Raw genomic sequence first — 14,760 nt, 5'->3', positions numbered from 1 at the left:
CCGTCCGCCGCCGCCGATCGGGCGACACGCTCGGCCCCAAAAATGCGTCGGACCACCGTCGCCCGTACGGCGAGGGTGGTCCGTGAGGTGGTGCACCTGGGGCGACGACGCGGCCGCGTCGTCGGAGTCCTGGTCAGGCCGGCTGCATCTCCGCGTCACCGGTCAGGATCTCGGCCGCGCGGGCCGACATCAGCTTGTCGTTCTCCTCGGAGAGACGGAGGACGAGGGACTCCAGCTCAGCGACCCGGTTGCGCAGACGAGCGTTCTCGAGAGCGGTTCGGGGGTCGCGGAGGTCGCTGTTCAGGTGTCCGATCAGCGCCTTGGCCATGAAGTTGAGCCTTCCGGTTCGACAGGGGGTCAGCCCGTGGGGGGCCGTCTCCAAGAGTCCCACTTCGAGACGGCGGGGTCAAACCTGCGCGTGCACCCGAATCGCACCCGGAGTGCCACCTCGGACCGCGCCTGGGACCGCGCCGGAGGGAGCGGCTGGGAAGTGCCGGGAGGGACGCGGTCCCCGCAACGGGGAAGGCCCGGAGACCGGGCCCTCCCGGCACGCTTCGGGCTCGATCCGTGGATGCTCCGGGATGCTGCTTGGACCGTTGGCATCCACGGATCGAGGCGCCGGCGGGTCAGCAGCTGTGCTTGACCTCGCCGGTGCAGTTGTCGCGGCCCGCGCCGCCGTAGACGACGTCGGTGCCGCCGCCGCCGCGCAGCAGGTCGTTGCCTCCGCGGCCGCGGACCACGTCGTCGCCGGCCTTGCCGCGGATGGTCTCCGGGCGGTCGCTGCCGAGCAGGGTGTCGTTGCCGGTGCCGCCGGTGTAGGCCTGGAAGCCCCTCAGCTTGACGCTGTTTCCGCCCTCCCAGGTGGCCGTGCCGGCCGCCACGTCGAGACGCACGGGCGTCGAGAGCGGAGCGAAGGTGGCGGTGTCCACGCCGGAGCCACCCTTGAGCAGGGAGGTCGCGACGGTGTTGAGGCCGGGCGTCGCCGGCGTGGTCGCCGGGGTGGCCACGAGGAAGGCGTCCTGGCCCTTGCCCCCGCGCAGCTCGCCGGAGGTGCGGTCGTAGACCACCGTGTCGTCGCCGCCGTTCATCCTGACCGTGCTCGTCACGAACGACACCCGGGCGATGTCGTCGCCGGCGCCGGTGGCGATGTCGGCGACGGGCACCGTGACGACGAGAGCGTCGTCACCCTCGTTGGCGTAGACCGAGTCCTTGCCGTCGAGGACGTTGATCTTGTCGTCGCCCACGCCGGCGTCGACGGAGTCGTCGCCCGCCTCGCCGTCGATCCAGTCGTTGCCCGCGCCGCCGAGGACGACGTCGTTGCCGTCGCCGCCGCACACGGTGTCGTTGCCGGCGAGGCCGTCGAACCGGTCGTTGCCCTTGTCGAGGAAGACGACGTCGTCGCCGGCGGTGCCGGTGAGGACGTCGTCGGCGGTCGTGCCGACGATGGTGACGGCCTTGCCGTTGCACATCGCCGGGTCGGCGGCGTACGCCGACGCGGAGACGAGGGTGGTGACCCCGAGGGCGCCACCCGTCACGAGGGCCAGGGCGCCAGCGGTGCGCCGAAGGTTGGTGTGCATGGTTCGTACTCCTTGGATGTCGTCGAACATGACACCCACCACAGCGGATCGAAGTGGTGGGCCATTACAGATCCGGCCCGGATCCCGGAACTGGTCCGGCACGGAACGGGCCGATCAGCAGGAGTGGCGCGCCTCGCCGGTGCAGTCGTCACGACCCGCGCCGCCGTACACGACGTCGGTTCCCGGGCCGCCCCGCAGGCGGTCGTTCCCGGCACGCCCGCGGACGACGTCGTCGCCGGACTTGCCGCGGATGGTCTCGCCGCGGTCGCTGCCGAGCAGGACGTCGTTGCCGAGTCCGCCGACGTAGGTCTGGATGCCCTTGAGACGGGCGGCGTTGCCCTGCCAGGTCGCCAGGCCGAGCGCCGCGTCGATCCGCGCCGGCGCCGCCTGGGCGACCAGGCTGAACGTGTCGTCGCCCGAGCCGCCGCGTGCGAGGGAGGTGGTGCCGGCGTTGAGGTTCGGGCCGTTCTTCGCTCCCGGCTCGGCGGTGCCGGCCAGCAGCACGTCGTCGCCCTTGCCGCCGCGGAGCTCGCCGGAGGTGCGGTGGAAGACGACCGTGTCGTCGCCGGCGTTCATCCGCAGGGGCGTGGTCAGCCAGTTGGCGAAGGCGATGTCGTTGCCCGCGCCGGCGTGCACGTCCGCGACCGGGACGTGCACCGTGATCGTGTCGGCGCCGTCGCCGCCGAGGACCACGTCGGCGCCGGCGAGCACGGCGACCTTGTCGTCGCCGGCTCCCGAGTCCACCCAGTCCGCTCCGTCACCGCCGTTGACCACGTCGTTGCCGTCGCCGGCCAGGACGACGTCGTTGCCGTCTCCCCCGCACACGACGTCGTTGCCGCCGAGACCGTCGAACCGGTCGCTGCCCCGGCCGAGGAACGCGACGTCGTCACCGCTCGTGCCGCTCAGGACGTCGTCGCCGTCGGTGCCGACGACGGTGGCGGTCCTTCCGCCGCACTCGGGGGGTGCCGCGGCGCCCGCTGGCTGGGAGACGAGGACCGCGGCCCACAGCACACCGGTCGTGACGATGGCCACACCACTGGCCCGAGATCGGTTCATGGCTCGTGCTCCTTCGCGAAGAGGACCTGACACCTACCTGAGCGGTGCCCGCGGGCCCGGGATTACACACAGCCCGGTGCGGAGGGAGGTCGGGACACGGGGGCGGGCTGTAATCGATCGGCTGCCCGGTCCGCTCACTGGGGTGTGTCAGGATCGATGGCGGTGGGTGCGCTCGGGGACCTCCCGGACCTCCCCACCCTCCGTGCCGTGACCGCCGAGCGAGGAGACGTCCTGACCACGCCCACGCCCCAGCGTGCCGCCGACCCGCTCGGCGAGCCGCTGGCCCGGGCCCTCGAGGGCGACGAGGACGCGTTCGGCGAGGTCTGGCGCCTGCTGCATCCGCCCCTGCTGCGCTACCTGAGGGTGCGTGACCGAGACACCGCCGAGGACATCGCCGCCGAGACCTGGCTGCACGTCGTACGCGACCTCGGCCGGTTCTCCGGCGGGCCGGCCGAGTTCCGTGCCTGGGTGTTCACGCTGGGGCGGCACCGGGCGATCGACGCGGGCCGCGCCCGCGCCGCACGGCCCAGCACGCCGACCGCCGAGGTCGTGGACATCGGTACGGCGCCCAGCGCCGAGGCGGCCGCGCTCGAACGGGTCGACACGGAGGCGGCCGTCCGCCTGGTGGCCAGCCTGCCGGGACCCCAGGCCGAGATGGTGATGTTGCGGGTGGTGGCGGGACTCTCGGTGGCCGAGGTCGCGGCCATCGTCGGCAAGAAGCCCGGCACGGTGGCGGTCAACGTCCACCGAGCGTTGAAGAAGCTGGCCCGGACGCACCGGGCCCGAGCGGCGAGGGGGTGAGCATGAGCACCGAGCACGACGACGACGGCCTGGATGAGTTCGCGGACTCCGACCTGGTGCGGGCGCTGCGCGCGCCGGGCACCCCCGACGAGCTCGCCGGCGAGGCGCGCTTCGTCGCCGCCTTCCGCGACGCCCACCGGACCGAGGCCGTCCGCGGCCGCGCGGCCCTCGGGGGCCGCGTCGCGGGCCGGATCGGCGTCGGCGGCGCCGCCCTGCTCGCGGCGGTCACCCTGACCGGCGGGGTCGCGGCCGCGGCCTACACCCGGCACCTCCCTCACCCGGTCCAGGTGATCGCGCACGACACGTTCGGCGCCGTGGGCGTTCCCCCCGCGCCGCCGGTCGCACCGCGGACCAAGGCCCCCCGCCCGACGGCCACGCCCGACCCCGATCCGACGACCGGCGAGTCCGCCGACGAGCGCCGCCCCCCGCAGCCGACCCGGTCGGCCGGGCCCGGTGACCAGCGCTCCCCGCGGTCCGACGGGCCGACGAGCGCGACCTCCGCAGCCACCGGCACGGATGCGCCGTCGACGGATCCGGCTGCCGGGACCGCCTCCGGCTTCCCCGGCGGTCCGACCGGGCCGACGGGGCCGACGAGTCCGGGGTCCGACGACCCGTCCACCGACGTCCCCGCTTCCCCCGCGGTCACCCCGACGCGCGTCGGCGCGACCGCGTCCGCGCGGCGGGTGACCACCGGGGGTCATGCGACCGTCACCGCGATCGTGCGCGACCATGGCGAGCTGGTCGAGGGCGCGGAGGTGTGGCTGCTGCAGCGTCGCGGCACCGACGGCTGGACCCGCACCGCCTCAGCCGTCACCGGCGAGGACGGCTCGGCCATCTTCGCCACCGGCCCCCTGACCGAGACCACCACCTTCCGGTTCGCCGTGGACGTCGACGAGGACGCGGACGGCGACCCGGACCGCGTGCTCTCCTCCCGCAAGCGCCGGATCGGGGTCCAGCCGCTGCTCACCCTGAGCGCGGCCGGTCCGATCCTCACCGTCCACGCGGTGGGCGCGGGCGCCGGGGAGGCCGTCACGGTCAGCCGCCGCACCGCCGACGGGCGCGTGGTGCGCATCGGCATCCGGCGCCTCGACGACCAGGGCAGCGCGAGCTACGACCTGTCGTCCTACCCCGGGCGGGTCCGCGTCCTGGTCAGGATCCTGCGGACCTCGACCCACACGGCCGTGCGCCGGTGGATCACCGTACGGGTCCCCCGGAAGGCGCCGCCGACGGCGACCCCCACCCCTACGCCGACGCCCTCGACCTCGCCGAGCGCGGAGCCGTCCGGCACCGCGAGCAGCAGTACGACGACCGGTTCATGAACGCGGCCCGGTCGATCGTCGACGCAGGACCGCCCGCAACACGGGCTCGTACCCGGCCGCGAGGACCGTGATCAGGACCGCCATCGCGAGCGTGAAGCCCACTCGCTGCAGATCGATCGCGTAGACGTCTCCCCGCGGGGAGCTCAGCAGGACGATCGCGGCGGTCAGCGCGAAGGCGTAGAGCGCGTAGCTCGCGCCCTTCGCGTACAGGCCCAGAGCCACGATCATGGCCACCGCGCCCGCAGCGGTCAGGACCGTCGGGATCGGGACCAGGAACGCGACGACCGCCGCGAACAGACCCCCGCCGATCGTGCCCCCGGATCGGGCCAGGATGCGCCTCCTGGTCTCGGCGAGCCCCGGCCTGACAAGCACGAGAACGGTCAGCAGCGCCCAGCCCGCCGTCGAGCCCGGGAGCCACGCCACCGTCACCAGCGCCGTCAGTCCCAGCAGCACCGCGAGGACCGCGCCGTACAGCGCCGCCGAGAGCCGATCCAGGGGCACGGCGTCGAAAGAGGGGATCCTCGTCCCGAGCGCGGTGACGAGCCCCGCGGCCCACAGGCCGCCGAGGAGCACGAGGACAGCGGGCAGCAGGACCTGGCCGGCTCCCGCGGAGGTCCAGTCCACGCCCTCGACGCGGAGCGGCGGCGCGATGAGGACGGTCGCGGGCCACGCGCCGGCCTGGACCGCAGCCGGGTGCCATCCTGCCAGCGAGCACGCCCCGATGCCGGCTCCGAGGCCGGTCATGAGCGCGGCAGCCGCCCACGGGGAGTGCCCCACCTGGGCCGCCAGGAGGACGAGCAGCGCCGACGCGACCGTCGCGGCCACCCCGACGCGGCCGCCGTAGAGCGTCGCGACGACTCCTACGCCGATCCCTGCGAGCACATGGGCCGCCGCAGGCGCGAGAGGCGTGAACGACACGGCGATCGCGGGGAGGCAGACCACGGCCAGGACCAGCGTGAGAAGCGCGGCAGTGATCAGCGCCTTCCGAACGCCCATGCAACCCCTGTTCGATCGTCCCGCCTCGGTGTCAGCCCCGGCTCCACCGATCCGAGTTCGGATCACCGCATGCGCTGGCACTTCGGGCACAGATGCGATGAGCGATTCATGAAGGACACGCGTTCGATCGGTGTCCCGCACCGGCCGCAAGGCTGCCCAGCGCGACCATAGACGTCCAGGTCTCGGCTGAAATAGCCCGACTCGCCGTTGACGTTGACGTAGAGCGCGTCGAAGGACGTCCCGCCCTGGGCCAGGGCCTCGCCCATGACGTCGCGGGCGTGGCCGAGCAGCTCGACGGCCTGGGCGCGGGTGAGCCGGTTGCCGGGCCGCTCGCCGTGGAGCCGGGTGCGCCACAGCGCCTCGTCGGCGTAGATGTTGCCGACACCGGAGATCAGGGTCTGGTCGAGCAGCAGCCGCTTGACCCCCGAGGTACGCCGCCGGAGCCGGGCGACGAAGGCGGCGTCGTCGAACTCGGGGTCGAGCGGGTCCCGGGCGATGTGCGCGATCTCCGAGGGCAGGTCGGCGCCGCCGACGGAGACCGACAGGCCGCCGAACATCCGCTGGTCGACGAAGCGCAGCTCCCGGCCCCCCTCGATGTCGCTGCCGGTGCCGGTGAGCGCGAGGCGCACCCGCAGGTGGCGCTCGATCGGCGCGTCGACGGGCTGCACCAGCATCTGGCCGCTCATGCCGAGGTGGCCGAGGACGGCGTCGCCGTTGTCGAGCGGGAGCCAGAGGTACTTGCCGCGGCGACGGGCGCCCTCGATCCGGCGGCCGGTGAGAGCCGCCGCGAACCCGGCGGGCCCGGTGGGGTGGCGCCGGACGGGACGCTCGTGGAGGACGTCGACCGCGCTGATCGTGGCGCCGGTGACGTGGCGCTCGAGGCCGGCGCGGACGACCTCGACCTCGGGGAGCTCGGGCACGCTCGCAGATCAGCGGTCGGCGGGGAGCTGACGGCCGTTGGCGTCGAGGCCGAGGGTGGTGGCGATCTCGCCGTACGCCGTCTCGGCTGCGCCCTGCTCGGCCTCCTTCTTGGAGCGACCGGTGCCGTTGCCGTAGAGCTGCTCGCCCACCCGGACCTTCGCGGTGAAGGTCTTCATGTGGTCGGGACCGTCGTCCTCGATGACGTACTCGGGCACGCCGAGCGACTGGTCGGCCGCGAGCTCCTGGAGGGAGGTCTTCCAGTCGAGTCCCGCTCCGAGACCGGAGGCCTCCTTGATGAGCGGGTCGAAGAGCAGGTGCACGACCTCCGCGGAGGCCTCGATGCCGCCGCCGCTGAGGTGGATCGCGCCGATGACGGCCTCGACGGTGTCGGACAGGATCGAGGCCTTGTCGCGACCGCCGGTCGCCTCCTCGCCGCGACCGAGCTTGATGTGGGCGCCGAGCCCGATGTCACGGGCGACGCCGGCCAGGGCGCGGGCGTTGACGACGGCGGCACGCAGCTTGGCCAGCCGGCCCTCGGAGAGGTCGGGGTGGGCCAGGTAGAGCGTCTCGGTCACCACGACGCCGAGCACCGAGTCGCCGAGGAACTCCAGCCTCTCGTTGGTCGGAAGACCACCGTTCTCGTAGGCGTAGGAGCGATGCGTCAGAGCGCGCTCGAGCAGCTCGGGGTCCAGGTCGGGATCCCCGAGCGCTCGACGCAGCTCGACGTAGTTGATGCCGCAGCCTGACTCGACAGGTCCGGAGACCGGAGGGTCAGAGGACCTGGCGACGGTCGGCGCGGGCGCCGTACTGGCCGCAGGTGCCGCAGGCACGGTGCGGCAGGTGCTTGGCACCGCAGGCGGGGTTGGCGCAGGTCACCAGCGACGGGGCGACAGCCTTCCACTGCGAGCGACGGTGCCGCGTGTTGCTGCGCGACATCTTCCGCTTCGGAACAGCCACTGTCTTCTCCTTGGTTCGGGTGCGCTCGGGGCGAGCGCCACTTCAGTCCGTGGGGTCTTGCTGAGCTTCGTCGGTCAGCGCGGTCAGCGCCTTCCAACGTGGGTCGATCGCAGCCTCGTGCGTGTGGTCCGGCTCGTCCGCCAGTCGCACCCCGCACTCGGGGCACAACCCGGGACAGTCGTCCTGGCACAGCGGCTGGAACGGCAGTGCGAGCACCACCGCGTCCCGCAGCACGGTCTCCAGGTCGAGCAGGTCGTCCTGGAGCATGCTGACCTCGTCGTCCTCCTCGGCTCCCTCGGAGTCACGGATGTCGTCGTAGACGAACAGCTCCTGGAACGTCACCTCGATCTCGTCGTGGATCGGCTCCAGGCACCGCACGCACTCACCCTCCAGGGCGGCCGAGGCCGTCCCGGTGACGAGCACGCCTTCCATGACCGCCTCCAGGCGCAGGTCGAGCTCGACCGGCGCGCCCTCGGGGACGGAGAGGACTTCGATGCCCAGATCTGCTGGCGCCGGCACTGTCCGCGACACCTGACGCTGGGACCCCGGGCGGCGGCCGAGCTCGCGAGTGTCGAGCACGAGCGGCGCTCTCGGGTCCAGGGTGTTCAGGGGTTCACTTCCAGGTCCGGGCACAACAGATCACGTCGATGTTAGTGGCGCGCCACCAGCGCGACCAAATCACCCTCCACGACGGGGTGGTCAGGCGCGGGGGGCGGCGAGCCTCGCGGTCAGCCGCGCGTGCACGGCGGGAGGCACCAGCTCCGAGACGTCGCCGCCGAGCGAGGCGACCTCCTTGACCAGGCTGGACGAGACGTAGCCGAGGCTCGCGGTGGTCGGCACGAAGACCGTCTCGACGCCGGTCAGATGAGCGTTCATCTGTGCCATCGGCAGCTCGTACTCGTAGTCGTTGCCGCCGCGCAGACCCTTGACGATGGCCTGGGCGCCGATCTCGCGGCAGAAGTCGACGATCAGGCCGGTGAAGCCCATCACGGTGACGTTCGGGAGGTCCGCGCACGCCTCCCGCAGCATCTCGAGGCGCTCCTCGGGGTCGAACAGGCGCGACTTGGAGATGTTGGTGCCGGTCGCGACGACCAGCTCGTCGAAGAGCGCCGCGGTGCGCCGGAAGATGTCGACATGGCCGTTGGTCACCGGGTCGAAGGAGCCGGGGCACACCGCGCGCGTCATGGGGCGAGGCTATCGGTGGGGTCTCCCGGGCGCTCCGGAACCTCGGCGAGCCAGAGGTTGGTCTCGCCGTACTTCTTGAGCCGTCGCTTGCCCGGCAGCGGTTCCAGCGCCCCCGACCACCCCGGCTCCGGGCTGCGTCGGGAGCGCTCGACGACGACCAGCGCACCGTCGGCCAGCCATCCCCGTGTCGCGAGGAGAGCGAGGTCCTCGGCGAGCGTCACCTCGTCGAGGGGGTACGGCGGGTCGCTGAACACCAGGTCGTACGGCGCCGGCGCGGGCTCGGCCAGGACCGACGCCACGGGGCGCGCCACCACCTCGGCGACGTCGCAGCCGACGCTGCGGGCGTTGGCGCGGATCAACTCGGCGGTGCGCCGGTCGGACTCGACGAGGGTCACCGCAGCGACGCCGCGCGACCAGGCCTCGAGCCCGATGGCGCCCGACCCGGCGTACAGGTCGAGGAAGCGCAGGTCGTGGAGCGAGCCGGCCCACGCCTCGAGGGCGGAGAACAGCGCCTCGCGGACGCGGTCGCTGGTGGGTCGGGTCCGGTCGCCCTGGGGTGTCTGCAGCCGGCGTCCGCCCGCGCGGCCGGCGATGATGCGGGTCATCGGGGTTCTCTCATGACTTGTCCACGAAGTCGGCCTGCTGGGTCTGCTCGAGCCGTCGTACGGCGTCGCCGAGCCCGGGCGCGCGGAGGAGATCGGGGTCGTCGTCGAGCAGCCCCTCCGCGGCTGCGCGCGCGGCGAGGATGGTGTCCTCGTCGCGCAGCACGCGGAGGTTCTCCAGGCTCGAGCGGCCACCGGCCTGGGAGGCGCCCAGGACGTCGCCCTCGCGCCTCATCTCGAGGTCGACGCGGCTGAGCACGAAGCCGTCGGTGGTGGAGGCGACCGCCTCCAGGCGCTCCCGCGCGGGCGATCCGGCCTCGGCGTGGCTGAGGAGCAGGCACAGGCCCGGCAGGCCGCCGCGACCGACGCGCCCACGCAGCTGGTGGAGCTGGGAGACGCCGAAGTGGTCGGCGTCGAGGATCACCATCGCGGTGGCGTTGGCGACGTCGACCCCGACCTCGATCACGGTGGTCGAGACGAGTACGTCGATGTCGCCGGCGGCGAAGGCGCGCATGGTGGCGTCCTTCTCGTCGGCGGGCAGGCGTCCGTGCAGGCGCCCGAGCCGCAGCCCCTCCAGCGCCCCGGCGCCCAGCCGGGCGACGATCTCCTCGACCGCCGCGGCCGGTGGGCGGGGGCGCTCCTCCTCGGGATCCTCCTCGTCCGGCAGGTCGTGGACGTCGACCTGGCCGGCCTCTGCCTCGTCGCCGGCGATCCGGGGACACACGACGTAGACCTGGTGGCCCTTGTCGACCTCCTCGCGCACCCGCTCCCACACGCGCGCCGCCCAGCCCGGTTGCTCGGCGAGCGGGACGACGTTGGTCTGGATCGGTGCTCGTCCGGCGGGCAGCTCGGTCAGCGTGGAGGTCTCCAGGTCACCGAAGACGGTCATCGCGACCGTGCGCGGGATGGGCGTCGCGGTCATGACCAGCAGGTGCGGCGGCGCGGCCGCCTTGTCGGTGAGTGCCGCGCGCTGCTCGACGCCGAAGCGGTGCTGCTCGTCGACGACGACGAGGCCGAGGTCGGCGAAGAGGACCTGGTCCTGCAGCAGGGCGTGGGTGCCGATCACGATGCCGGCCTCACCGCTGGCGATCCGCGAGAGCGGCGCGGTCCGCTGCGACTTGGTCATGGAGCCCGTGAGCAGCTCGACCCGGGTCCCCTCGCCCGCCCCGAAGATCGTGCCGCCGAGGGCGAGCTCGCCGAGCATCGTGACGATCGAGCGGTAGTGCTGTTGGGCGAGGACCTCGGTGGGCGCGAGCAGGGCGGCCTGGCCGCCGGAGTCGACCACCCGCAGCATCGCGCGCAGGGCGACCAGTGTCTTGCCGGAGCCCACCTCGCCCTGCAGGAGCCGGTTCATCGGGTGCGGCTGGGCGAGGTCCCGCTCGATCTCCGCGCCGACCTCGACCTGGCCGGCGGTGAGGTCGAAGGGCAGACCCGCGTCGAAGGCGCGCAGCAGGGCGCCGTCTGCCCCGGTCCGGGCCGTCGCTCCCTCGGCCCGCCGCGCCCGCCGCCGCCGACCCAGCACCAGCTGGGTGACCAGCGCCTCCTCGAAGCGGAACCGGTGGTGCGCCCGCGCCACCTGGGCCCGGTCCTCGGGCCGGTGGACCCACGCGTAGGCGTCCCCGATCGCGGCGACGTCGTACTCCTCACGAACGGGCGCCGGCAGGATCTCCGCGACCTCGCCGACGACCTCGCGGGCGAACTTCACCGCACGCGCGACGTCCCAGGTCTGCAGGCCCTTCGTGAGCGGGTAGATCGGGTAGAGCGCGCCGAACTCGAGGACCTCCTGCACGGCGCTGTCCTCCTCGCCCTCGCCGTCCGTCATGCCGAAGATGCTCAGCTGCGGGTTCGTGAGCTGCCACTGGTCCCGGAACCGGTCGGCCTTGCCGAGGAACACCCCGCGGTTGCCGACGGCCACCCGGCGCGCATGCCACTCGGCCATGTGCTGGCTCTTGGCGAAGAAGGTCATCCGCAGGCTGGGGCCGCCGGTGCGCAGCGTGGCCTCGACACGGTAGGCCCGGCGCCCGGTGCGGCGGGCGGCGTAGGTGTGGGTCCTCGACTCGCCGATCTCGCCGACGACGCAGAGCAGCTGGCCCATCCGGAGGTCCGAGACCCGGGTCAGCGAGCCGGTCTCGAGATAGCGGCGGGGGAAGTGGCGCAGCAGGTCGCCGACGGTGCGCAGGCCGAGCCCGTCCTCGAACTTCTTGCGCTGCGCCGGCTTGGCCGCGCCGAGGACCGCGGTCAGCGGGGAGTCGAGGGTGATCGCCACGAGCGGTGTTCTCCTGCGGTTCGGGTCATTCGACGGACATCAGGAGCGGGTAGCGCTCCTGGCCACCGTCGTACACCACGACGTCGACATGGGGGTGGAACTCCTCGACCCACGCCGTGGCCCGGTCGGCCAGCCCCTCGCTGTCGGCGCCGCTCACGATCGTGACGAGCTCACCGCCGGCGGCGAGCAGCCGGTCGAGGACGACGAGCGCGACCGCGCCGAGGTCGTCGCCCACGACGGCGAAGTCGCCGGCGATGACGCCGAGCGCGTCGCCGGGCTCGCAGGGTCCGGCCATGGTCATCGCCTGCTTGGCGGCGATCGTGACCGCGCCGTGGCGCACGTGGCGCGCGGTGGCCGTCATCTCGGTGACGTCCTGGTCGAAGGCGCGGCCCGGCTCGTGCACGGCGACCGCCGCCAGGCCCTGGACCTGGGTGTGGGTCGGGATCACCGCGACCCGCAGCCCGCTCGCCCCGTGGTCGGCCTCCGCGGTGCTCGCGGCGGCCAGGGCCGCGCGGATGGTCGGCTCGTCGTTGGGCAGCACGACGACCTCGCGGGCTCCACACGCCGTGATCGCCTCGAGCAGCTCCCCTGTCGACGGCCGCCGTCCGGGTCCGCCGAGGACGACCTCCGCCCCGGCCTCCTCGAAGAGCTCGGCGAGTCCCGGGCCCGCGGCGACCGCGACGATCCGGCGGCCGGCGAGGGCCGGCGGCGCGACCTCCTCGACCTGCTGGTCCTGCGCGGGGGCCGCGGCGTGCCCGCACTCCTGGTGGCCCGCGGCGCTCTGCCGAGCGATCTGGTCGGCGAAGTGGGTGACCCGGATCCGGTGCGGGCGCCCGGCCTCGAGGCCGGCCTCGATGGCGGCGCCGACGTCGTCGGTGTGGACGTGGACGTTCCACAGCCCGTCGCGACCGACCACGACGACCGAGTCGCCGAGCTCGCCGAGCCGCTCACGCAGGCGCGGGGCATGCTCCTCGTCGGTGTCGAGGAGATACATCACCTCGTACGCCGGGCCGTCGGCGACCGGGTCGTCCCCGGACGGCTCGACGTGGGGAACCGGGATCAGGTGGCTGCCGAGGGGCGCGGTCACCGGCATCGGCCGGCGTCCGGTCAGGACCGTCTCGGCCGCGTCGAGGATCACCGACAGGCCCCGCCCGCCGGCGTCGACCACCCCGGCCTGGGCGAGCACGTCGAGCTGCTCCGGCGTGTGGCCGAGCGCCTCGCGGGCGGCCGCGGCGGCGGCGGTGAGGACGTCGCTGCTGCGCGCGTCGGGCGCCCCCGCTGCCGCCGTACCGGCCTCGGCGGCGGCGCGCATCACCGTCAGCATGGTGCCCTCCACGGGCTCCCCCACCGCGGCATAGCTCGCGGCCGACGCCTGCTGGAGCGCCTCGGCCATCACCACGGCGTTGCGCTCCTCGGGACGGGAGGCCCCGATCCGCCGAGCGGCGGCGCCGAGCATCTCGCTGAGGATCACCCCCGAGTTGCCGCGCGCGCCGAGGAGTGCGCCCCGGGCCAGGGCGGCGAGAGGCGCATCGCCAGGGTCGCCGGGGCCGCCGGGGCCGTCCTGCGACAGTGCCGCACGGATCGCGTCGCGGGCGGCCACGACAGTGAGATACATGTTGGTGCCGGTGTCGCCGTCGGGCACGGGATAGACGTTGAGGGCGTCGACCTCCTCGCGGGCGCCGGCGAGGGCGTCCACCGCGATGTCGACGAACCGGACCACGGTCGACAGCGAGATCCCGCTCCGCCCCTCCCCGGGCGCCGTCCGCTCGTCCATCGGGGCAACACTAGTGGTCATCTCCCGAAGTTGTTCGGGTGTGGCCCGTGCTCCGAACCGACGAGCGACGCCAACGCCGCCAGGTGCGTGCCCGGGGCGCGCGACACCCGAAGAACCCCCGGGGACGACCACGGGGTCGTGGCGGGATGCGCTTCGCCGATTTCGGCGCGCGCGGCGGGGTCGGCTATTCTCTTCCGGTTGCCCGAAGCGCCCTGGCCAACCCTCGTTGCCGGGTGCACGGGCCGACCCGAAACTTTGGATCCGCGATCTCCCAGGAGTGACAACCATGGCCGCCGTGTGCGACATCTGCGACAAGAAGCCGACCTTCGGCAACAACCGGCCGTGGTCGCGCAAGATCACCAAGCGCCGCTTCAACCCCAACATCCAGCGGGTGCGTGCCGTCGTCAACGGCACCCCGAAGCGGATGAACGTGTGCACCGGCTGCATCAAGGCCGGCAAGGTCACCCGCTGACCGCACCTCCCGAGCACCCACCGGCCCGCCGCGCATCGCGTGGCGGGCCGGTGTCTTCTCATCGCCGCCTCACCCGGCGCGGCGCGACCGGAGACCTCCTCTAGTCTGCGGCGATGGCGACACAGACGACCGGGTTCGGCCCCGTGACCCAGCTGGCATGGGTCACCGACGATCTCGACGCCACCGAGCAGGCCCTGGGCGCCACACTGGGTGCGCACGGCTGGACCCGGATGCCGGGCGTCCACTTCGGCCCGGACGCCTGCACCCTGCGCGGGCGGCCGGCCGACTTCACCGCCGACATCTCGCTCAGCTACGCCGGCGAGCTGCAGCTCGAGCTGATCCGCCCGGTGACCGGGGCGTCGATGTACGCCGAGTTCCTCGCCGAGCGCGGGCCGGGACTGCACCACGTGTGCTGCGAGGTCCCCTCGATGGACGAGGCCCTGGCGCGGGCGGAGCGCGACGGGTTCACGGTGGTCCAGGCCGGGACCATGGCCGGTGGCCTGATGAGGTTCGCCTACCTCGACACGTCGACCGCGGGGGCGTCGTACGTCGAGCTGGCGGAGATCTCCCCCGACCTCCAGGCGATGTTCGCCGACATCAGGGCGCGGTCGGTACGGCCGGACGCTCGCTGAGAGGCGCCCGCAGCCGGGCGACACGCTCGGCCCAGGACCACTACGCAACGTCTTGCCGCCAGCAGCGTGGCGCCCCAGCGCGAAGCGCGTCGGGCGGGGGCGGTGGCCCGCGCGCAGCGAGGGCTGGCGACCCCACCCGACCGGGCGACACGGTCGGCCCAAGACCACAGCGCAACGTCTTGCCGCCAGGCGGAGGTGGGGT

General features: G+C 73.5%; 16 protein-coding genes. 4 read left to right on the top strand and 12 right to left on the bottom strand.

The features are described from left to right. Positions 1–133: 133 nt before the first annotated feature. The 3 genes from FHP29_RS07725 to FHP29_RS07715 all read right to left on the bottom strand — a co-directional run bounded on the left by FHP29_RS07725 (position 134) and on the right by FHP29_RS07715 (position 2,633). Positions 134–328, bottom strand: a complete 195-nt coding sequence (locus FHP29_RS07725; protein WP_139622274.1) for a hypothetical protein — start codon at positions 326–328, stop codon at positions 134–136. 298 nt (positions 329–626) lie between these two features. Beyond that, complete coding sequence (locus FHP29_RS07720; protein ID WP_158296510.1) at positions 627–1,577, bottom strand: calcium-binding protein; 951 nt, start codon at positions 1,575–1,577, stop codon at positions 627–629. A 114-nt stretch (positions 1,578–1,691) separates the two neighbouring features. Continuing rightward, the gene (locus tag FHP29_RS07715; protein ID WP_139622272.1) at positions 1,692–2,633 is read right to left on the bottom strand and encodes a calcium-binding protein; all 942 of its coding nucleotides are present in this window, start codon (positions 2,631–2,633) and stop codon (positions 1,692–1,694) included. Positions 2,634–2,840: 207 nt separating this feature from the next. Here FHP29_RS07715 and FHP29_RS07710 point away from each other — a divergent pair, with 207 nt between their 5' ends. Then, positions 2,841–3,434, top strand: coding sequence for an RNA polymerase sigma factor (locus FHP29_RS07710; RefSeq protein ID WP_158296509.1), 594 nt, complete (start codon positions 2,841–2,843; stop codon positions 3,432–3,434). A 2-nt stretch (positions 3,435–3,436) separates the two neighbouring features. Further along, on the top strand, positions 3,437–4,753 hold the full coding sequence (locus tag FHP29_RS07705) for a hypothetical protein (RefSeq protein WP_139622269.1): 1,317 nt from the start codon (positions 3,437–3,439) through the stop codon (positions 4,751–4,753). Here FHP29_RS07705 and FHP29_RS07700 read toward each other — a convergent pair. The 9 genes from FHP29_RS07700 to FHP29_RS07660 form a co-directional block, all read right to left on the bottom strand. After that, entirely contained in the window at positions 4,748–5,749 is a 1,002-nt protein-coding gene (locus FHP29_RS07700; RefSeq protein ID WP_139622268.1) for an FUSC family protein, read from the bottom strand. The genes FHP29_RS07705 and FHP29_RS07700 overlap by 6 nt on opposite strands. A gap of 62 nt (positions 5,750–5,811) precedes the next feature. Continuing rightward, positions 5,812–6,669 carry a bifunctional DNA-formamidopyrimidine glycosylase/DNA-(apurinic or apyrimidinic site) lyase gene (gene mutM, locus FHP29_RS07695; RefSeq protein WP_139622267.1) on the bottom strand — a complete coding sequence of 286 codons (858 nt, stop codon included), beginning with the start codon at positions 6,667–6,669 and terminating at the stop codon, positions 5,812–5,814. A gap of 9 nt (positions 6,670–6,678) precedes the next feature. Next, positions 6,679–7,500 carry a ribonuclease III gene (gene rnc, locus FHP29_RS07690; RefSeq protein ID WP_476703661.1) on the bottom strand — a complete coding sequence of 274 codons (822 nt, stop codon included), beginning with the start codon at positions 7,498–7,500 and terminating at the stop codon, positions 6,679–6,681. Further along, positions 7,442–7,627: a 50S ribosomal protein L32 gene (rpmF, locus tag FHP29_RS07685; protein WP_028655951.1), complete on the bottom strand. Its 186-nt coding sequence runs from the start codon at positions 7,625–7,627 to the stop codon at positions 7,442–7,444. The genes rnc and rpmF overlap by 59 nt, the downstream gene beginning before the upstream one ends. A 42-nt stretch (positions 7,628–7,669) precedes the next feature. Beyond that, complete coding sequence (locus tag FHP29_RS07680) at positions 7,670–8,236, bottom strand: YceD family protein (RefSeq protein WP_192903989.1); 567 nt, start codon at positions 8,234–8,236, stop codon at positions 7,670–7,672. Positions 8,237–8,326: 90 nt separating this feature from the next. Continuing rightward, positions 8,327–8,812, bottom strand: a complete 486-nt coding sequence (coaD, locus tag FHP29_RS07675) for a pantetheine-phosphate adenylyltransferase (protein ID WP_139622263.1) — start codon at positions 8,810–8,812, stop codon at positions 8,327–8,329. Beyond that, positions 8,809–9,417: a 16S rRNA (guanine(966)-N(2))-methyltransferase RsmD gene (gene rsmD, locus FHP29_RS07670; protein WP_139622262.1), complete on the bottom strand. Its 609-nt coding sequence runs from the start codon at positions 9,415–9,417 to the stop codon at positions 8,809–8,811. Before rsmD ends, coaD begins: the two co-directional genes overlap by 4 nt. Positions 9,418–9,427: 10 nt before the next feature. After that, positions 9,428–11,680 carry an ATP-dependent DNA helicase RecG gene (locus FHP29_RS07665; RefSeq protein WP_139622261.1) on the bottom strand — a complete coding sequence of 751 codons (2,253 nt, stop codon included), beginning with the start codon at positions 11,678–11,680 and terminating at the stop codon, positions 9,428–9,430. A 25-nt stretch (positions 11,681–11,705) separates the two neighbouring features. After that, positions 11,706–13,454 carry a DAK2 domain-containing protein gene (locus tag FHP29_RS07660; RefSeq protein ID WP_139622260.1) on the bottom strand — a complete coding sequence of 583 codons (1,749 nt, stop codon included), beginning with the start codon at positions 13,452–13,454 and terminating at the stop codon, positions 11,706–11,708. Between the two features lie 286 nt (positions 13,455–13,740). On the opposite strand from FHP29_RS07660, the gene rpmB reads away from it, so the two are divergent. Both rpmB and FHP29_RS07650 read left to right on the top strand, forming a co-directional pair. Beyond that, complete coding sequence (rpmB, locus tag FHP29_RS07655; protein ID WP_139622259.1) at positions 13,741–13,926, top strand: 50S ribosomal protein L28; 186 nt, start codon at positions 13,741–13,743, stop codon at positions 13,924–13,926. 113 nt (positions 13,927–14,039) lie between these two features. Continuing rightward, positions 14,040–14,558, top strand: a complete 519-nt coding sequence (locus FHP29_RS07650) for a VOC family protein (RefSeq protein ID WP_139622258.1) — start codon at positions 14,040–14,042, stop codon at positions 14,556–14,558. Positions 14,559–14,760 lie beyond the last annotated feature (202 nt).

It is taken from the genome of Nocardioides albidus, from assembly GCF_006335005.1.
GTDB classification, from domain to species: Bacteria; Actinomycetota; Actinomycetes; order Propionibacteriales; family Nocardioidaceae; genus Nocardioides; species Nocardioides albidus.
This window is presented reverse-complemented; position numbering and strand designations above follow the sequence as displayed.